Source organism: Kitasatospora sp. NPDC034023 (assembly GCF_055575795.1).
In genome coordinates, this window is sequence record NZ_JBVIRY010000019.1 from 14,823 (window position 1) to 33,192 (window position 18,370).

Below are 18,370 nucleotides of genomic sequence, written 5' to 3' on the forward strand. Positions count from 1 at the left end.
GGGGGAGATCCGGGGAGATCCGGGGCGATCAGAGGAAGTAGAGACGGCTGAGCGAGACGCTGTCGGCCGGTTCGGAGCGCAGCGGTGAGCCGTCCAGCGAGACCAGCCCGGTCTCGGTGACCTCGACGTGGCCGACCCGGGCGTTGCGCACCATGTCGCGCGGCCCGATGCCGCGGGTGCCCCGGACGCCGACGCGGCGGCGGCGGGTGGGCAGCCCGTCGGCGGGGCGGTCGAGGTAGGCGCCGTCGGCGGCGGCCTGGGCGACGAAGGCCACCGAGATGTCGGCGGCGGTCGCGCCGTGGGCGCCGAACTGCGGCCCCAGGACGAGCGGTTCGCAGCGGTCGGTGGAGGCGTTGGGGTCGCCGACCACGCCGTACGCGGGGAAGCCGGCCTTGAGGACGAGCTGCGGCTTGGCCCCGAAGTGGTCCGGGCGCCACAGCACGATGTCGGCGAGCTTGCCGATCTCGATCGAGCCGACCTCGTGCGAGAGGCCGTGCGCGATGGCCGGGTTGATGGTGAGCTTGGCGATGTAGCGCAGTACGCGCTCGTTGTCGTCGCCGGTCTCCGTCGTCCCGTACGAGCCGGTGCCGTCGAGCGGGCCGAGTTCGGCCTTCATCTTCCCGGCCATGGCGAAGGTGCGGCGCACCGTCTCGCCGGCCCGGCCCATGCCCTGGGCGTCGGAGGAGGTGATCCCGATGACTCCGAGGTCGTGTAGCACGTCCTCGGCGCCCATGGTGCCGGCCCGGATGCGGTCGCGGGCCATCGCCGCGTCGCCGGGCAGGTCGACCTTGAGGTCGTGCGCGGAGACGATCATGCCGAAGTGCTCGCCGAGGGCGTCCCGGCCGAACGGCAGCGTCGGGTTGGTGGAGGAGCCGATGACGTTCGGCACGCCCGCCATCTTCAGCACGTTGGGGACGTGACCGCCGCCGCAGCCCTCGATGTGGAAGGCGTGGATGGTCCGGCCCTCCAGCACCTTCAGGGTGTCCTCGACGGAGAGGCACTCGTTCAGGCCGTCGGTGTGCAGGGCGACCTGGACGTCGTACTCCTCGGCGACCCGCAGCGCGGTGTCCAGCGCGCGGGTGTGCGCGCCCATGTCCTCGTGCACCTTGAAGCCGGACGCGCCGCCCTCGGCCAGCGCCTCGACCAGCGGGGCCGGGTCGGAGGACGAACCGCGGCCCAGGAAGCCGATGTTGACCGGCCAGGCGTCGAAGGCGTTGAACGCGTGGCGCAGCGCCCACGGCGAGTTGACGCCGACGCCCCAGACCGGGCCGAACTCCTGGCCGATGATCGTGGTGACCCCGGAGGCCAGCGAGGCCTCCATGATCCGCGGCGAGAGCAGGTGGACGTGGGTGTCGATGGCGCCCGCGGTGGCGATCATGCCCTCGCCGGAGACGATCGTGGTGCCGGTGCCGACGACCACGTCCACCCCGTCCAGGGTGTCCGGGTTGCCGGCCCGCCCGATCGAGGCGATCCGGCCGCCGATCAGGCCGATCGAGGTCTTGCGGATGCCCTGGACCGCGTCGATCACCAGCACGTTGCTGATCACGACGTCGCAGGTGTCGCGGACGGCGGCGGGCTTGAGGTGCAGGCCGTCGCGGGCGGTCTTGCCGAAGCCGGCCAGGAACTCGTCGCCGGGCGCCTGGGAGTCGGACTCGACGCGGACGATCAGACCGCTGTCGCCGAGCCGGATCCGGTCCCCGGCGCGCGGGCCGTGCACGGAGATGTAGTCATGGGGGGTGATCGCCGTCATGAGGGCACCTCCGCGTCGTCGAAGCTGGTCAGGTAGCCGGTCGCGCGGGCCTTGGCCAGGGCGGCCTCCTTCGCGCCGGGCGCGTCCAGGGGCCCGTCCACGAGCCCCGCGAAGCCGATCGCGACCCGCTCGCCGCCGATCGGCACCAGGCCGACCTCGACGGTGGCGCCCGGGTCGAAGCGCACCGAGGAACCCGCCGGGACGGCCAGGTGGGTGCCGTAGGCGGCGGCGCGGTCGAAGGCCAGGCGCGGGTTGGCCTCGAAGAAGTGGAAGTGCGAGGTGACCGAGATCGGCACCTCGGAGGTGTTGTGGACGGGGAGCAGCAGCGTCTCCTCGACCGGGTCGTAACCGGCGCCGTCGCCGATCAGCGCGCCGCCGGGGGCCTCGTCGCCGAGCGAGCCGGCGCCCTGGAACGGGTCGTTGACGACGGCGAGGCGGGTGCCGTCGTCGAAGACGGCCTCGACCTGGACGACGGTGACCACGTCGGGCACGCCGGGCAGTACGTCGTCGGCGGTCAGCACGGAGCGGCCGGCCTCGATGGCCTCGGCCAGGCGCCGGCCGTCGCGGGCGGCCTCGCAGACGGCGTCCGCGATCAGGGCGGTGGCCTCGGGGATGTTGAGGCGTACGCCCCGGGCTCGGCGGGCGCGGGCCAGTTCGGCTGCTGTGAAGATCAGCAGCCGGTCCCGCTCGGTGGGGGTCAGTCGCACGGTTCCTCGCTCGCGGTCGCCGGGGGAGGGGGTCGGCTCGGGGGCCGGGGGGCTTCCCGGGGGTGATGTTAGAACGGCGTTCAAACATCTCGGGCCATTGAACCCGGCCCGGGGCGCCCTGTCCAGCGTTGCCGGTCCGCGCGGGTTCGGCTTCCTGGGCGGCGGATGGGGGTGAGAGGCGGCGGCCGGGGTGACGGGCAGGGGTGACGGGCAGGGCGGAAGGGGAGGGGGCGCGGGCGGGAGCGGGGTCGGGGGCGCGGGGTCGGGGGCGCGGCCCGTACGGGCGCCGGGTGTGCGCGGGATCGAGTGGCGGCGGCTTCGAAATCGCCTCTGTGCTTCGCAAACCTGTCCGGCGCGGGCAGTTGGATCACGCGGACCTCCCCGTGCCCCTTTCACCCCACGTGATCGGACGCACACTGTTGCAAACGCCGTCAACTGGGCATGAGGATGGTGGTCAGATCGAGGGGGCCACCCGGCCGGCGGGGGATCCGGAGGCGGGGGCCCGGATTTCAGGGCGGGGGCATTGTGGTGATGGACGGTCAGTCGCGATTCCCGCGGCAGCGGACGAGTTCGGGCGACGCCTACCGGTCCGGCCCGGTCCAGGGTGCGGTCGGCAACACCGGGACGGTCGGCGCCACCGGCACCGCCGGGGCCACCGGGACGGCCCTGCCGGGCACACCGGCCCCCGGGTGCGCGCTGCACCGCCGGCTGCACCTGACGCTCGACCCGGCCGACCTGGTCGCGGTCGGCTCGGTCCGGCGGCGACTGCGCTCGGCGCTGGACCGCTGGGGGGTGCCGGAGCTGTCCGACACCGCCGAGCTGCTCTCCTCCGAGCTGGTCACCAACGCGCTGCTGCACACCACCAAGGGCGCGGTCTTCGACGCGGTGCTCGGCTCGGACCACCGGCTGCGCATCGAGGTGCAGGACGGCACGAGCAGGCTGCCCGGGCGCCGCCGCGCCCCGGAGGCCGAGTACGCGACCTCGGGGCGCGGCCTGCTGCTGGTGGAGGCGCTCGCGGACTCCTGGGGCGTGCAGCTGAGAGGCGACGGCAAGGTCACCTGGTTCGAACTCGCGTTGCCCTGAGCCCGGCCGCCGCGGCCGTACGATTGTTCGCGGCCGATTGATTCGCCGGCGAAGGAAGCCCTGAACAGAAGGCGGAGCGGAAGATTTCCGGACCGTTGGCATTGCCGCTCGGCGGAACATTGGCCAGGATGGTGGGAATGTGTGTCCACGTGCGGGAAGTAGCGGGGAGACCGTACCTCGACTGACCACCGTCCGTCGGCACCGTCCTATCCAGCACGACCCATCACACCGCCACGCGGCCCGTCCGAACGGTCGGCGCGGTCCGCCACGGCAGCGGCAGGAGCAGCATGCCCACTGAGCCCGAGTCGCCGGGGCCGGCGCTTCCTCCCGGCGCGTCCGCCGTAGAGCCGCGAGCCGTGGAGCCCAGAACCGCAGAGCCGCGAGCCGTGGAGCCGTCGCGAGCCGTGGAGTCCGCAACCATCGAGCCGACCCTCCCCGAGCAGCCGACCGTCCCCGAGCCGTGGAGCCCCGGACAGCCCCTCGTCGGCCCCACCACCGCCGGGACGGGCCGGGCCCGGCCGCCCGCGCAGTCGACCCGGCGAAGCCCCGCGGTGCGCCCGTCGCCGAGCCTCGCCGCCGCCCGGCTGGCCCCCGTGCTGACCGGCGGACTGCCGCCCGCCTCCGCCGACTCCATGCCGGACTGGCTGGAGCCCGCGATGGCTGCCAACGGCATCGGGTCCTTCGACTGGGACATCCGCCGCGACGTCCTGGAGGGCGACCAGCGGGCCTGCACGATCATCGGCCTGGACGGCCCGGGGCAGGCCCGCTTCGACCGCACCGCCACCTCCTTCCTGGCCCTGCTGCACCCCGAGGACGCGCCGGTGGTGCGTCGCCGGGTCGAGCGCGCGGTCGCCGAGCTCGGCCAGTGCGGCGCCTACTACCGCACCGTCGGGCCGAACGGCACCATGCGCGCGGTGCGCTTCCGCGGCCGGGTGCTCGCGGACGCCTTCGGCCGCGCCTCCCGGATGGTCGGCTTCGTCTGGGACGCCACCGTCGAGCTGCACAAGCGCGACCTCGCCGACCGGATGGCCCTGCTGCGCGAGGACCGCTCCCGGTTCATCAAGGAGGCGGCGCGCGCCCTCTCCGAAGCCGTCACCGTCCGTGACGTGGCCCGGGTGTTCACCGAGCTGCCGCTGCCCGGCCTGCCACCGGACGGCCTGGTGCTGGCCTCCTTCGAGGCCGGACGGGCCCGGATCCTCGGCGCCTTCGGCTACCGCGCCGACGCGCTGGCGGTCTGGGACCGCACCGTGCTGCCCGCCGGCCACCCGGCCGCCGAGGCGCTGCGGCACCGCGCGCCGGTGTTCGTCTCGACCCGCGAGGAGTTCCGCGCCGGCTACCCCGAGGTGTGGGAGCCGACCAGCCGCACCGGCCGCGGCTCCTGGGCGTACCTGCCGCTGGTGGCCAGCGGCCGGGCGATCGGCGTCTGCGTGGTCAGCTTCGACGACGAGCGCGAGCTGGACGCGGACGAGCGCACCCTGCTGTCCACCCTGGGCGGGCTGGTCGCCCAGTCGCTGGCCCGGGCCCGGCTGCACGACGCCGAGCACGAGCTGGCGGCCGGCCTGCAGCGGGTGATGCTGCCGCGCACCGTCCCCTCCGTGCCGGGCGTGACCACCGCCGTGCGCTACCTCGCGGCCGGCTCCGGCCTGCAGATCGGCGGCGACTGGTACGACGTGGTGCCGCTGCCCGGCGGGCACGTCGGCCTGGTGATCGGCGACGTCCAGGGGCACGACGTGCACGCCGCCGGGATCATGGGCCAGCTGCGGATCGCGCTGCGCGCCTACGCGGCCGAGGGCCACCCGCCCGCCGCCGTGATGGCCCGCGCCTCCCGCTTCCTCGCCGACCTGGACACCGACCACTTCGCGACCTGCACCTACGCCGAGGTCAACGTGGACTACGGCGTGGTCTACGCGGTCCGGGCCGGCCACCTCGACCCGGTGGTGCGCCGCGCGGACGGCACCGCCGCCGTGGTGCCGGTGGCCGGCGGGCTGCCGCTGGGCATCGATCCGGACCAGGAGTACCGGGTCACCCGGTTCAGCCTGGACCCGGGCGAGACCGTGCTGCTCTGTACCGACGGCCTGGTCGAGGCACGCGGCATGGACCTGGACGAGGGCATCGCCCGGCTCACCCAGGTGCTCGCCCGCCCGCTGCCGCCCGCCGGGGAGGCGGCCCGCGACCCGCTGGACGAGCTGGCCGAGCGGATCGCCTCCCAGGCCGCCGACTCCAGCGAGCGCGAGGACGACATAGCGCTGCTGCTCCTGCGCTGGGACGGCCCGGCGGGCGGGCTCGCCGCCCAGCAGCTGCGCCGCCGGATCGGCCAGGCCGACCTGGCGCGGGTCGCCGAGGTGCGGGCCGAGCTGCGTGACGCGCTGCGCCGCTGGGGCGTCGCCGAGTTCATCGACACCGCCGAACTGCTCTCCTCCGAGCTGGTCACCAACGCCATCCGGCACACCGACCGGGACGCCATGTTCACCGCCCGGCTCTACCGGGAGCCCGAGGAGGACGGCGGGCGGGCCCGGCTGCGGGTCGAGGTGGAGGACGAGTCGGACCTGTGGCCGACCCGCCGGACCCCGGGGGAGCAGGCCTCCTCAGGCCGCGGGCTGATGCTGGTCGAGGCGCTCGCGGACTCCTGGGGCGTGGAGCCCCGCGGGTCCGGCAAGCGGATGTGGTTCGAGCTCAGCGGGGCGGCGGCCTGAACACCCGCGGGGCCCGGGCAACCGGGGTGGCCTGAGCAACCGAGCGGCCTGAGCACCCGGGGCGCCCCGGGTGCTCAGGCCGCTCGGGCGCCGACGCTCCTGCGGGAGGGCCGACGGTGCCTGGCGGATCATCGGGCCCCGGGGCGTCGACAGGGCGTCAGCCGAACTGCTGCTCCAGGTCCTTCAGCTTGCGCTCCAGCGAGTCCAGCCGGGGCAGCGTGACGGTGTCCTCCTCCAGGGTGAGGTCGATGGTGCGCCGCTCCGGGCGGGCCGGCAGGCCGGGCTGGACCACGGTGCCCTCGGCGGGCTCGACCTCGGCGGGCTCGACCTCGCGTGGAGCGGCGGGCCGTTCCACCTCGGGGCGGCCCGCCCGGCGCCGTCCGGTGGCGGCGGGCCGGTCGGCCCCGGGCCCGTCGGCTATGGCGGGCTCCGAGCCGGACTCCAGCTGCCGCGCGGCGCCGCCGCCGCGGCGCCAGGTGCTGTGGGATCGGTTGATCGCCCGGATCTCGGCCCGCTCGCGGCGCCCGGCCAGCCTGCGGCGCTCCTTGTCCAGGGCGCGCTCCCGCTTGTCGTCGCGGACCTCCTCGACCGCCTCGTCCAGGCTGCGCACGCCCTCCAGGAGCATCAGCGACCAGGCCGCGTAGGTCTCGCGCGGGGCGCGCAGCCAGCGGACGATGCGGATCTGTGGCAGCGGCCGGGGGACCAGCCCCTGTTCGCGCAGCGCGGCCCGGCGGGTCTGCTTCAGCGCCCGGTCGAACAGGACCGCCGCCGAGAGGGACATGCCGGAGAAGAACTGCGGGGACCCGGCGTGGCCGAAGCCGCGTGGTGCGTGCACCCAGTTGAACCAGGCCGAGGCGCCCGCGAAGATCCAGACCAGCAGCCGGGAGCCGAACGCCGCGTCGCCGTGGCTGGCCTCGCGGACGGCGAGCACCGAGCAGAACATCGCGGCGCCGTCGAGCCCGAAGGGGACGAGGTACTCCCAGCCCCCGGAGAGGTTGAGGTTCTGTACGCCGAAGCCGACCAGCCCGTGGAAGGAGAGCGCGGCGGCGACGGCGGCGCAGCAGAACAGCAGCGTGTACGAGGCGGCGCCGTACAGGGATTCCTTGCGGCGGCGCCGTTCCTCGGCGCGCTCCCAGGAATCCGCGCCGGTGGCGTTGACGGATCCCCGGTTGCGGAGCAGGGCCACCAGGAGCGCGCTGACCAGTAGCCCCGCGACTACGGTGACGGCCCACCCGAGCGGTATGTCGGACAATTTCATCGCCGGAACCAGCCTCGCTTTCCTGCGTCGCGTTCCTGCGTCGTGATGGCGGGGACCATCATGGCCGATGCTCGGCGGAGGAATGGCCGATTCGCCGTCAATGCGCTGGGGAGAGGGATTTCTGACGCGGCAGCAAAACGATTGTCTGATAAATCTGAAGCAGATTGTTCCTGGAATTCCGGGCTTTCCGGATCTGGATTCGGACGAATGTTCGTCAACTCCGCGTGACGCGTGGGCAGCCGCCGCACATCTCCTGCGGTTCCACGGTGTAGACGAGGCAGCAGCTGGCCCGGGCCCGGTCCGTACTCGAAGCGTCGACGCATCCGGGCGCCGGGGGCGCGAAGCCGGCGCCCGGGGTGAAGGGGGCCGGGGCGGGGGCGGGGCCGCCGTCCGCGCCGGGCGTGCACGCGGGCCTGCCGGGCGCCAGCAGCGCGGACAGCTCGGCGCGCGCCCGCTCCGCCTCCCCGAGCAGCCCGCCCGCGTGGCAGAGCCCCTCCACCACCGCGTCCGTGGCCATCGCCCACAGCACCCGGGGTCCACGCCGCGCCTCCGGGCGGAAGGCGGCCAGCACCGGCGTCAGGAACCCGCCCAGCGCGCACCGCAGTTCGGCGGCCAGCGCGTCCTCATCCGGCGCCGTACGGGCCTGCGGCGCGGCGGCCGCCGGGTCGTCCGGCAGACAGACGAACGCCGTCGGGCGGACCGTCAGCTCCATCGCGCCGGGCCGCCGGCGCAGCGAGACGTCCCCGAGGGCGAGCAGCGGGACGCGCCGCTGCAGGAACCACGGCAGCGTGAACAGCAGCGAGACCGGCCAGACGAAGCGGTGCAGCCCGAAGCCGGCCGCGACGTCCGGGCGCAGCGGCCGCCCGTAGCGGGCGAGGCCCTGCCGGGCGTCATGGGCGATCAGCTCGCGCACCGCCTCGGGGCGGGCGGCCAGGTCGGCGGCGGGCAGCCAGCCGCCGCCGCGTCGGGGCGGGGCGCAGCGCACGCTCAGGACGGGGGTGAGCCCGGCCAGCCGGTGGTACGCGGGGGCGCCCGGGGCGTCGAGTGGTGCGGCGGGGGTGGGGGTGGGCGCGGTGGTGCTGCGGGGAGTCGGTGGGGTGGGGGCGGGTCGGGGGCTGGTCGGCGAGGGGGAGGCCGGCGCGGGGGTGTGCGCCCCGGGGGTGCGGGGGGCGCACGGCGTGGGGCCGGGCCTGGCGCTGCTCGCGGTCATGGGTGGGCCCCATCGGGTCGACCGGGGCCGCCCATGGACCGCCCGGCGGTGCCCGGCGGCGCGGTGGTGCGTGCCGGGCGCGGCCGGACCGGGGCATGGCGGTGCCCGGGGAACGGCAAGGCGACCCGGCCGGGGCACTGCTCGCCCCAGCCAGGTTAGGCTCACCTTAGCTGATTGTTCCCTGGGTTTCGCTGGTGGTGCGCCCGTCCGGGGGAGGCCCCGGCGCGCGGGCGGCGCCCAGCTGGCGTGCGAGCCAGACCGGGACCCCGCCCAGGGCGTGCACCAGCCGGGTCGCCTCGGCGCGCAGCCGGGCGGCCTCGTCCGGTTCGGACACCTCGGCGAGCGCCGCGAGCGCCGGAGCCACCCCCACCGTGAAGCCGAGTTGCTCGCGCAGCCGCAGGGAGGCGTCGAAGGCCTCGCGGGCGTTGGCGCGGTCCCCACGGGAGAGCGCCAGCGCGCCCAGGTGACGCCAGGTGTACGAGCGCAGCAGTTCGTCCCCGCGCTCGCCGGCGCCCTCGTGCGCCCGGCGGTAGGCGATCCAGGCGGCACCGCGGTCGCGTAGCAGGTTCTCGGCGACCAGGCCGCGTCGGAAGTCCAGCAGTGGGCGGCCGGGCGCGTCCGGCGGCAGCAGGGCCGAGGTGCGGCCGAGTGCGGCCTGGGCCTCGTCCAGCCGGTCCCGCGGCCCGAGCACACTCGCCACGTACGCGAGGAAGCCGCGGGCGCAGGCGGCGGCCGCGCGCTGTTCGGTGCCGGCCGCCAGTGCCTCCGCCAGGCGTAACGCCTGCTCCGCCTGGGTCCAGTGCGTGGCGGTGAACAGGCACTGCTCGATGAGGAGTTCGGCCCGTCCGAGGGCCGCTGCCGGGTCCTGTTCGGCGGCCGGGCGCAACAGTTCGGCTGCCTCCTGCCAGCACCCCCGGGACCTCAGTCGCCACACGGTGTCGCCCGGCTCCTCCGCTGCTGCCCGCCCCCGCCCGTTCGGGCCGCTCGGGCCCCATCCGTGCTCTGACAACGCCACCTCCTTGTGTGCGCCATCCAGCAGGGCACGGACCTGCCCCTGGGGCCCTGCCGCCACGACCGTGCGCATGGCAACGGCAGGGCGAAAGGCCCGCGCTGTGGCGGCAATTCAACACGGGGGTGAGCTTGTGCACCAGATCACGAGCGAAGGTTGTTGATTTTGAGGAAGAAATGATCTAGGGGTGCGCGGGCGAAACGATCCGGCGGGGCATCCGGTCGGTCAGGAGGTCCAGCCGGTCTCCATCAGGGCCTCGGCGGCGCCGTTCGCGGGCTGCGGCACACCTGCCAGATCCAGGCTGAACAGGGCGACCAGCAGCTGCTCGCCGCGCACGGTGGCCTGGTGCGAATAGCCCGCGAGAGTGAACATCGCGGCGGCCATCTCCTCGGCGTGCAGGGTCTGCAGCCACAGGCACTCGACCGCCTTCACGTCGGCCGGTTCGGTCCAGGTGTCGACCTGGGCGACCATCCGGCCGCCCAGCAGGGTGACCCCGTCGCGCTCCTGCGCCTCGGTCAGCTCCAGGTCGTCGAAGCCGAGCCACTCCAGGTAGCGGGCGGCGGTGATCACCGCGTCCTGCGAGGTACGCACCGGGTTCGGGCGGAAGGGCGTGCGGTGGCGGAACGGGCGGGAGCGGCCGGTGGAGGCGCCGGGCGGCGCGGGCGGGGCGGGCGCCGGCGCGCCCAGCGGGTGGGCCGGGTGGGGGCGGGAGGCCTGCGGGCCGGGGGCGGCGAGCGGGGCGGCCGTACCGCTGCCCAGCCGGGTGGCACGGTCCACCGGCAGCCGGACGGTGGCGCCGCAGTTGCAGGTGAACTCGGGCTGCGGCCACTGGTCGGAGCGGCCGCAGTGCGGGCAGCGCATGCTCAGCCAGGAGTCCTCCCAGGAACGGAAGCGCACCTGCACCGGCACCCCGCCGCGCAGCAGCGGCACCTTGAGCGAGGCACCGCAGGGGCAGGGCAGCGAGGGCGGCTCGTACAGGTGCTCGCGGCGGCAGGCGGGGCAACGGATCGCCCGGGCGCCACCGCCCGCCCCCGGCCGCGTGGGGTCGTGTCCGGTGAAGTCGTCGGGCAGTCCGGCCATCGCGGGCTCCGTCCGTCGGTGTCGGGTGGGTGGGACGATTCCCATGCTCCCCGAAATGTCCGGCGCTGGGCGCGGAATGGGGCAATCCTCAGGGACGGATCAGGGGTCGCCGACCGTCAGGGGCGAGGCGGCCTCCGTCCCGAGGAGGACGGTCACCCGGCGGACCAGCGGGCCAGGTCGGCGGGGGTGTCCAGGTCGTCCGGGACGGCGACGTCGGCGCACTCGACGAGGACGACCTCCGCCGCGTGCGCCGCCAGGAGGGCGCGGGCGCCGGCGTCGCCGGAGGCGCCCGCGGCCGCCTCGGCGAAGTGCCGGGCGCCGATCAGCACCGGGTGGCCGCGCCGCCCGTCGTAGGCCGCCGCGGCCAGCTCGGCGCCCGCCCGGTGCGCGGCCAGCAGCCGGGCCACGGCGGCCGGGGTGACGCCCGGGGTGTCCACCAGCATGACGAGCACCGCCGAGGCCTCGGGCGCCACGGCGGCCAGGCCGGCCCGCAGCGAGGAGCCCATGCCGCCCGCCCAGTCCGGGTTGGCCACCAGGCGGCAGCCCGGCAGGTGGGCGGTGGCCCTGACCCGCTCGCCCGCCGCGCCCAGCACCACCGTGACGTCCACGCAGCCGCCGGCCCGGACCACCGCCACCGCGTGCTCCACCAGCGGTCGGCCCGCGTACCGGATCAGCGCCTTGGGGCGTCCGCCGAGGCGCCGCCCGCCCCCGGCGGCGAGCACGAGGGCGGCGACCGGGGCGGGGCCGACCGGGTGCGGGCAAGCGGGCGTCGGCGCAGTCTGCATGGGCCCAGCCTGCCGCCCCCGGACGGGGGCGCGCATTGTGTGAATCCACAAGGCGAAGCCGCAGGTGGCGGCCGCTCCCCGGCGGTTCGGCCGCTGGTCCTGCGGGCTCCCGCCGCCTGTACTGGGTCGATGAACACCGCACCGCGCCCGCTGGTGGACCGTTTCGGTCGGGTCCACACCGATCTGCGGGTCTCGTTGACCGACCGCTGCAACCTGCGCTGCACCTACTGCATGCCGGCGGAGGGCCTCGACTGGCTCGCCCGGGCCGAGGTGCTCGGCGACGACGAGGCGGTGCGGCTGGTGCGGATCGCCGTCGAGCGGCTGGGGATCGCGTCGGTACGGCTGACGGGCGGCGAGCCGCTGCTGCGGCGGGGACTGCCCGGGCTGGTCGGCCGGATCGCCGAGCTGGGCGCCGACGTGTCGCTGACGACCAACGGGATCGGCCTGGCACGGACGGCGGTCGCCCTGCGCGAGGCCGGTCTGGGGCGGGTGAACGTCAGCCTGGACACGCTGCGGCCCGAGCGCTTCGCCGCGATCACCCGGCGGGACCGGCTGGCCGACGTGCTGGCGGGGTTGGCCGCGGCGAAGGCGGCGGGGCTGGGCCCGGTGAAGGTCAACGCGGTGCCGGTGCGCGGGGTGAACGAGGACGAGATCGTCGCCCTGGCCGAATTCGCCGTCGAGCACGGCTACCTGATGCGGTTCATCGAGTCCATGCCGCTGGACGCGCAAGGGGCGTGGGACCGGGCCGCGATGGTGACGGCGGAGGAGATCCTGGCCGCGCTGGGGGAGCGGTTCGACCTGGTGCCGGTGGGGCGGCACGGCAGCGCGCCGGCGGAGGAGTGGCGGATCGCGGGGACGGACGCGGTGGTCGGGGTGATCGCCTCGGTGACCAGGCCGTTCTGCGGCGGCTGCGACCGGGTCCGGCTGACGGCCGACGGGCAGTTGCGCAACTGCCTGTTCGCGACGGAGGAGTCCGACCTGCGCGCCCTGCTGCGCGGCGGGGCGGACGACGCGGCGATCGAGGCGGCCTGGCGGGCCTCGGTGACGGGCAAGGGGCCCGGACACGCCATCGGGAGCGCGGACTTCGTCCGGCCGGACCGTCCGATGTCCGCGATCGGCGGCTGACACCCCCGGGGGGCGGGTTCGCCGTTCGGGGCTCGCGGTGGGCGGTGTGGGGCTCGCGGTGTGGGGCTCGCGCTGCGCGGTGCGACCCGGATCCGGGGTGGGTGCGGTGCGACCCGGATTCGAGGCGGGTGCGGGTCGGATGGTATTCGTGGGCAGTGGCCCCGATGATCTCCCGCTTCCCTCGTCCCGCCCGGTTCCCCCGGCGCGCCCTGTCCGCCCTCGCCGTCGCCGCCGTGCTCGCCCTCGTGGGCGGCTGCACCGGCGCCGGCGGCGCGGGCAGTACCGGCAGCCGGCCGCCCCTCGACCAACTGGTCGCCGCCACCGCCACCCCGGCCCTGCGCGCGCTCTACAGCCAGCGGATCGACTGGCGGACCTGCCCCGACGAGGACGACGGCGACCAGGACGCGCCGACCATCCAGTGCGCCACCCTCACCGTCCCGCTGGACTACACCGACCCCGGCGGCCGCACCATCGGCGTCGCCCTCGTCCGGTTGCCCGCCGCCGACCGGGACCGGCGGATCGGCGCCCTCTTCGTCAACCCCGGAGGTCCCGGCAACTCCGGTATCAGCATGGTCCGTTGGGACTGGAAGACCTACCAGGGGCTGCACGGCCGCTTCGACCTGGTCGGCTTCGACCCGCGCGGCGCCGGAGCCACCACCCCCGTCCACTGCCTGGACGACCACACCCGCGACGAGTGGAACGCCACCGACGACCCGGCCTACGACCACGGCCGGATCCTCGCCGACGCCTGCCGGACGAACCACCCCGACCTGCTGTCGCACGTCGCCACCCGCGACACCGCCCGCGACCTCGACGTCCTGCGCGGCGCCCTCGGCGAAGCCAAGCTGGACTTCCTCGGCCTCTCCTACGGCACCCACCTCGGCGCGCTCTACGCCGAGGAGTTCCCCGACCGCACCGGCCGCCTCGTCCTCGACGGCGCCGTCGAGCACGGCACCGACCCGATGCAGCTCGACGTCGAACAGGCCGTCGCCGGCGAGGCCGCGTTCCGGGCCTTCGCCACCTCCTGCGCCACCGACGACGGAAAGGACTGCCCGTTCGGCGCCGACCCGGCCGCCGCCCCGCGCCGCCTCGCAGCCTTCCTCGACGGCCTGCACAAGCACCCGCTGCACGCCACCGACGGCCGCACCCTCACCGCCGCCCTCGGCTGGACCGCCACCCTCAACGTGCTCTACGACGGCCACCGCTCCTGGTACCGGCTGCAGGACGCCCTCACCCCGGCCGTCACCCGGGGCGACGCGGACGCCCTGCTCGCACTCGCCGACGGCGCCAACGGACGCGGCGAGGACGGGCACTACGCGACCGTCGCGGACGCCTACGCGGCCATCTCCTGCGCCGACCTCCCGCCGCCCACCCAGGCGGAGCTGAGCGCGGCCCTCGCCGACCTCGCCGGCCAGGCCCCGCTGACCAGCCGGCACAACCCCCTGGTCACCCTGCTCGCCCCCGACTGCCGCCCCTGGCCGTACCGCTCGACCGAACACCCGCACTCGATCCTGGCGCCCGGCAGCGCCCCGATCCTGGTCGTCGGCTCCACCGAGGACCCGGTCACCCCGTACCCGTGGGCGCAGCGGCTGGCGGCCGGTCTGGAGCACGGCGTGCTGCTCACCCGCGAGGGCGACGGGCACACCGCGTACGACAAGAGCTCCTGCGTCCGGACGGCCATCGCCGCGTTCCTGGAGGACGGCCGGATGCCGGCGGCGGGGACGCACTGCCCGTCCGACTGAGCGGCTCCGGCGCGCCCGGGGACGGGAAAGGCCGCGACAAGGGGGCGTGCCGCGCGAACGCGGCACGCCCCCTCGGGGATCGGAGACCGGGGACCGGAGTCAGGAGGTCGGGGCCGTCAGGTCGTAGAAGGTGGCCGAACCGACCGTCTTGACGGTGAAGTGGGCGGCCACCCAGGACTCGATCCGGGCGTTCTCCGACTCCTGCTGCTCACCGCCGGCCGCACTGCCGGCCCTACTGCCGCCCGCACTGCCGCCCGCGCCGCCGAAGCCGCCGCGGGAACCGCCGGCGATGAACCAGTGGACCTTGCCCTCCTGGACGTACTTCTGGAAGCCCGCCAGGCTCAGCGAGGGATCCGTGCCGTTGAAGCCGCCGAGGGCCATCACCGGCTCACCGGTGGCGAGTTGGTAGCTCGCGGCGTTCTGCGAGCCGACGGTCGCGGCCGCCCAGGTGTAGTGGTCGGCGTGCTCCTTGAGCAGGGCGGCGGCCTCGTCGCTCACCTTGGTGCCGCCGAGCAGGCCGCCCATGCCGCCACCGCCCATGCCGCCGGGGAAGCCACCGCCCATGCCGCCGGGGGCCGTGCCCTCGGGGCCGGCCGCGCCGGGAGCGCCGGGGAAGGTGCCATTGCCGCCGGCGGTGCCGTTGCCACCGTTGCCGCCGGCGGTACCGCGCTCGTGGCCTCCGTTCGCGTGGTCGGAGCCGGAACCGTTGCCGCTACCGGAGCCCGAACCGCCGCCCATGCCGCCGGGGAACCCGCCGGGGAAGCCCCCGCCGTTCTGCCCGCGCGGAGCCTGGCCGCCGGGGAAGCCCTGCTGTCCGCCCTGTCCGCCCTGTCCGCCCTGTCCGCCTTGCCCACCCTGGCCGAACCAGCGGCCGTTGCCGCCGCCGCCCGGGAAGCCCTTGCCGCCGCCCTTGCGTCCGCCACCGCCGCCCGGCCCGAACGCGCCCTGCACGCCCGGCCCGGCGGTCACGATCGAGCCGGTGTGCGCCGTGTTGACGGTGTCCACCGCGTACGCCGCCGGACCGCCGAGCGCCGCCGCCAGGCCCACCAGGCCCGCCACCGAGGCGATCCGCGCGCCGACCCGGCCGGAGGCCCGCCCGGCGAGCTGCCCGCCGACCAGGGCGACCGCCGCCGCCAGCCCGCCGACCAGCACCGCCCAGCGCAGCCACGGCAGGAAGCCCGGGCTGCGGCCGAGCAGCACGAACGCCCAGACCGCCGTCACCGCGAGCGTCCCGGCCAGCACCAGCGCCCACGGCAGCCGGTGCCGCGCCCGCCACAGCCCGTCCACGCCCATGCCGACCAGGGCCGCGACGGCCGGGGCCAGCGCCACCGTGTAGTACTGGTGGAAGATCCCGGACATGAAGCTGAAGATCAGCGCGGTGGAGAGCAGCCAGCCGCCCCAGACCAGGAACGCGGCGCGGGCGCTGTCGGCGCGGGCGTAGCGGCGGGTCGCCCAGAGGCCGACCAGCAGCAGGATCAGCGCGGCCGGCATCAGCCAGGCGATCTGCCCACCGATGTCGGTGCCGAACAGCCGGGTCAGGCCGGTCGAGCCCCAGCCGCGGCCGCCGCCGCGCATCGCGCCGCCCGGCAGGTCGAGCCCGACCGGGAGCCGTCCGCCGCCGCCCACGCTGCCGCGCTCGTTGCCGTCCACCCGGCCGAGGCCGTTGTAGCCGAAGGTCAGCGACAGGAAGCTGTTGTCCTGCGAGCCGCCGACGTACGGGCGGGCCGACGCGGGCAGCAGCTCGACGATCGCGACCCACCAGCCGCCCGAGACCAGCAGCGCCACGCCCGCGAGCAGCATCTGCCGCACCCGCCGCCAGAAGCCGGTGGGCGCCACGACCAGGTAGATCACCGCGAAGGCGGGCAGGACCAGGAACGCCGCGAGGGTCTTGGTGAGGAAGGCGAAGCCGAACATCGCCCCGGTGAACAGCAGCCACCGGGTGCCCGCGGCCTCGATCGCCCGCACCATCCCGTACGCGGCCAGGGTCAGCAGCAGCACCAGCAGCGCGTCCGGGTTGTTGAAGCGGAACATCAGCGCCGCCACCGGGGTGAGTGCCATCGCGGCGCCCGCCAGCAGGCCGCCGAGCGGGGAGAAGCGGCGGCGCACCGTGGCGTACAGGACGCCGACGGTGGCCGCGCCCATCAGCGCCTGCGGGGCCAGCACCGACCAGGAGGAGAGGCCGAAGACCCGCGCCGAGAGCACCATCGGCCACAGCGAGGCCGGCGGCTTGTCGACAGTGATGAAGTTCCCGGCGTCGGAGGAGCCGAAGAAGAAGGCCTTCCAGCTCTGGGTGCCGGCCTGGACGGCGGCCGAGTAGAAGGCGTTGGCCCAGCCGGAGGCGCTCAGTCCCCACAGGTAGAGGACGGCCGTCGCGGCCAGCAGCGCCAGCAGGGCCGGGCGCACCCAGCGCGGGTCGTCCGCGCGCCCGCGCCAGGCGCGGGCCGGGAGGGTGCGCAGCCGGCCGGACCAGGAGGCGGGGCCCTTGGGGCCGGCGGGCGGCAGGGACTGCTCGGGGAAGAGCGGTGCCGGGTCCGGTCGGTCGGGGCCCGGCTGCGACACCTCCGGCGGCGGGTGGTTCGCAGCCTCGGGCCACGGGTCGCCGGCCGGAGGGGAGTAGCTGCTCGTGGTCATGCGCCATACGCTGCGTGGCGCGGCTGAGAGAACCGTGAGACGGGGCTGTGAGGCGGGTGTGATCTGCCGGGTTGCCGGCTCGGCTACGCGGCGGCGGGCATGGTGATGTGCTTGCCCAGCCACTCCAGGGCCGGGGGGATCTCCCGGGTCCAGGTGTGGAAGTTGTGGCCGGCGGTGTCCAGGGTGATGGTGGACATCTTGGTGGGGGCCTTGAAGGCGGCGACCATGGCCTTGGTCTCGTCGAAGTTGTTCTCGTCGTTGGCAGTGGTCAGCAGCAGCGAGACCGGCGCGGCCGGCTGGTTCTTCAGCCGCCACAGCAGGTCGTTCTCCTGCTTCAGCTGGGCGCTGCCGCCGAACAGGTCGCCGGTGGTCTCGTCGTGGGCGGCGCTGTAGTAGCCGGAGAGGGCGACCGCCGCGGGGTAGGAGCCGGGCTTGCGCAGCGCGAACTTGAGCGCGCAGTAGCCGCCGGTGGAGTTGCCGATCACGGCCCGGTTGGCCGGGTCGGTGCCGATCCGGTAGGTGGTGGCGAGGGCCTTGGGCAGGTCGCTGGTGAAGAAGGTCTCCACCTGCGGGCCGTTCGGCACGTCCACGCACTCGGTGTCCCGGTTGCCGACGAGCGTGGGCCGGGCCATCACCAGGATGGTCGGCGGCAGCTTCTTCTCCTCGATCGCGGCGAGGGTCGACGCCGGGTACTGCATCAGCGAGATCAGCTTCTCCGGGATGCCCGGGTAGCCGGTGAGCACCAGGGCCATCGGGAACCGCTGCTTGGTGTAGTCCGGCTGGAAGTACTGCGGCGGCAGGTAGACGTACGCCTCGGTGCTCAGACCGCTGCCCGCCCCTTTGACGGCGATCTGCTGGATCATCCCCGACCGCTCCGGGTCCGAGCCCTGGGAGGAGTAGAACTTCTGCTCGCCGGTGACGGCCACCCCGGAGGCGTTCGGCGTGTGGTCGACCACCGTGCCGAGCTTGCCGCTGGTGCCGAGCAGGTCGGTCCAGGAGCTGTAGAAGCCGAAGTAGCCGTTCGCGATCAGGCCCATCGCGACCAGCACCGAGACCTGGGTGGCCAGGAAGGCGCCGATCCGGCCCAGCCAGGACTTCCAGCCCTTCCCGCCGAACCGCGGCCAGAGCCACATGGTGGCGGCGAAGACGACGATCGCGATGACCGAGGTGATGATCTGGAGGGGGAGTCCGGTGAGGCTGAGCACGTGCCCGATCGTAGTTGACCCTGACGGGCGGGCCGGGGCGGGCCCTTCCGATGATCGTTCGAAACGGGTTGACCGGGGTCGTTCGTACTCGG

Annotated in this window: 13 protein-coding genes; 4 read left to right on the top strand and 9 right to left on the bottom strand. The window is 75.1% G+C overall.

What is annotated here, in order from left to right; genetic code table 11:
- Positions 1–28 precede the first annotated feature (28 nt).
- Together ACZ52R_RS24315 and ACZ52R_RS24320 are read right to left on the bottom strand one after the other, a co-directional pair.
- Positions 29–1,750, bottom strand: coding sequence for an urease subunit alpha (locus tag ACZ52R_RS24315; protein ID WP_360499251.1), 1,722 nt, complete (start codon positions 1,748–1,750; stop codon positions 29–31).
- Positions 1,747–2,457 (bottom strand): urease subunit gamma, encoded by a 711-nt coding sequence (locus ACZ52R_RS24320; protein WP_465618553.1) that lies wholly within the window; start codon positions 2,455–2,457, stop codon positions 1,747–1,749. Before ACZ52R_RS24320 ends, ACZ52R_RS24315 begins: the two co-directional genes overlap by 4 nt.
- Positions 2,458–2,988: 531 nt before the next feature.
- Between ACZ52R_RS24320 and ACZ52R_RS24325 the strand changes: the two genes are divergently transcribed.
- Together ACZ52R_RS24325 and ACZ52R_RS24330 are read left to right on the top strand one after the other, a co-directional pair.
- Positions 2,989–3,540, top strand: coding sequence for an ATP-binding protein (locus tag ACZ52R_RS24325; protein WP_465618555.1), 552 nt, complete (start codon positions 2,989–2,991; stop codon positions 3,538–3,540).
- A 404-nt stretch (positions 3,541–3,944) separates the two neighbouring features.
- Complete coding sequence (locus ACZ52R_RS24330) at positions 3,945–6,233, top strand: ATP-binding SpoIIE family protein phosphatase (RefSeq protein WP_465754127.1); 2,289 nt, start codon at positions 3,945–3,947, stop codon at positions 6,231–6,233.
- Positions 6,234–6,390: 157 nt separating this feature from the next.
- Here ACZ52R_RS24330 and ACZ52R_RS24335 read toward each other — a convergent pair whose 3' ends face one another.
- The 5 genes from ACZ52R_RS24335 to ACZ52R_RS24355 all read right to left on the bottom strand — a co-directional run bounded on the left by ACZ52R_RS24335 (position 6,391) and on the right by ACZ52R_RS24355 (position 11,575).
- Complete coding sequence (locus ACZ52R_RS24335; RefSeq protein WP_360499258.1) at positions 6,391–7,491, bottom strand: DUF2637 domain-containing protein; 1,101 nt, start codon at positions 7,489–7,491, stop codon at positions 6,391–6,393.
- A gap of 214 nt (positions 7,492–7,705) precedes the next feature.
- Positions 7,706–8,701 (bottom strand): (2Fe-2S)-binding protein, encoded by a 996-nt coding sequence (locus tag ACZ52R_RS24340; protein ID WP_465663847.1) that lies wholly within the window; start codon positions 8,699–8,701, stop codon positions 7,706–7,708.
- Positions 8,702–8,867: 166 nt separating this feature from the next.
- Positions 8,868–9,710, bottom strand: coding sequence for a hypothetical protein (locus tag ACZ52R_RS24345; RefSeq protein WP_465663846.1), 843 nt, complete (start codon positions 9,708–9,710; stop codon positions 8,868–8,870).
- Between the two features lie 225 nt (positions 9,711–9,935).
- The gene (locus ACZ52R_RS24350) at positions 9,936–10,790 is read right to left on the bottom strand and encodes a hypothetical protein (protein ID WP_360499264.1); all 855 of its coding nucleotides are present in this window, start codon (positions 10,788–10,790) and stop codon (positions 9,936–9,938) included.
- 152 nt (positions 10,791–10,942) lie between these two features.
- Positions 10,943–11,575, bottom strand: a complete 633-nt coding sequence (locus ACZ52R_RS24355) for a nucleotidyltransferase family protein (protein WP_465754128.1) — start codon at positions 11,573–11,575, stop codon at positions 10,943–10,945.
- 129 nt (positions 11,576–11,704) lie between these two features.
- Here ACZ52R_RS24355 and moaA point away from each other — a divergent pair, with 129 nt between their 5' ends.
- Positions 11,705–12,700 (top strand): GTP 3',8-cyclase MoaA, encoded by a 996-nt coding sequence (moaA, locus tag ACZ52R_RS24360; RefSeq protein ID WP_465754129.1) that lies wholly within the window; start codon positions 11,705–11,707, stop codon positions 12,698–12,700.
- A gap of 164 nt (positions 12,701–12,864) precedes the next feature.
- Positions 12,865–14,442, top strand: coding sequence for an alpha/beta hydrolase (locus ACZ52R_RS24365; protein ID WP_360499270.1), 1,578 nt, complete (start codon positions 12,865–12,867; stop codon positions 14,440–14,442).
- 99 nt (positions 14,443–14,541) lie between these two features.
- On the opposite strand, the gene ACZ52R_RS24370 is transcribed toward ACZ52R_RS24365, so the two are convergent.
- Together ACZ52R_RS24370 and ACZ52R_RS24375 are read right to left on the bottom strand one after the other, a co-directional pair.
- Complete coding sequence (locus ACZ52R_RS24370; RefSeq protein ID WP_465754130.1) at positions 14,542–17,073, bottom strand: glycosyltransferase family 39 protein; 2,532 nt, start codon at positions 17,071–17,073, stop codon at positions 14,542–14,544.
- 83 nt (positions 17,074–17,156) lie between these two features.
- Entirely contained in the window at positions 17,157–18,278 is a 1,122-nt protein-coding gene (locus ACZ52R_RS24375; protein ID WP_465754131.1) for an alpha/beta hydrolase, read from the bottom strand.
- Between the last annotated feature and the right edge of the window lie 92 nt (positions 18,279–18,370).

Coding starts and splice junctions, on each gene's coding strand:
- ACZ52R_RS24315 (WP_360499251.1), bottom strand. CDS start 1,750: ATGACGGCGATCACCCCCCATGACTACATCTCCGTGCACGGCCCGCGC.
- ACZ52R_RS24325 (WP_465618555.1), top strand. CDS start 2,989: ATGGACGGTCAGTCGCGATTCCCGCGGCAGCGGACGAGTTCGGGCGAC.
- ACZ52R_RS24335 (WP_360499258.1), bottom strand. CDS start 7,491: ATGAAATTGTCCGACATACCGCTCGGGTGGGCCGTCACCGTAGTCGCG.
- ACZ52R_RS24340 (WP_465663847.1), bottom strand. CDS start 8,701: ATGACCGCGAGCAGCGCCAGGCCCGGCCCCACGCCGTGCGCCCCCCGC.
- ACZ52R_RS24350 (WP_360499264.1), bottom strand. CDS start 10,790: ATGGCCGGACTGCCCGACGACTTCACCGGACACGACCCCACGCGGCCG.
- ACZ52R_RS24355 (WP_465754128.1), bottom strand. CDS start 11,575: ATGCAGACTGCGCCGACGCCCGCTTGCCCGCACCCGGTCGGCCCCGCC.
- moaA (WP_465754129.1), top strand. CDS start 11,705: ATGAACACCGCACCGCGCCCGCTGGTGGACCGTTTCGGTCGGGTCCAC.
- ACZ52R_RS24365 (WP_360499270.1), top strand. CDS start 12,865: ATGATCTCCCGCTTCCCTCGTCCCGCCCGGTTCCCCCGGCGCGCCCTG.
- ACZ52R_RS24370 (WP_465754130.1), bottom strand. CDS start 17,073: ATGACCACGAGCAGCTACTCCCCTCCGGCCGGCGACCCGTGGCCCGAG.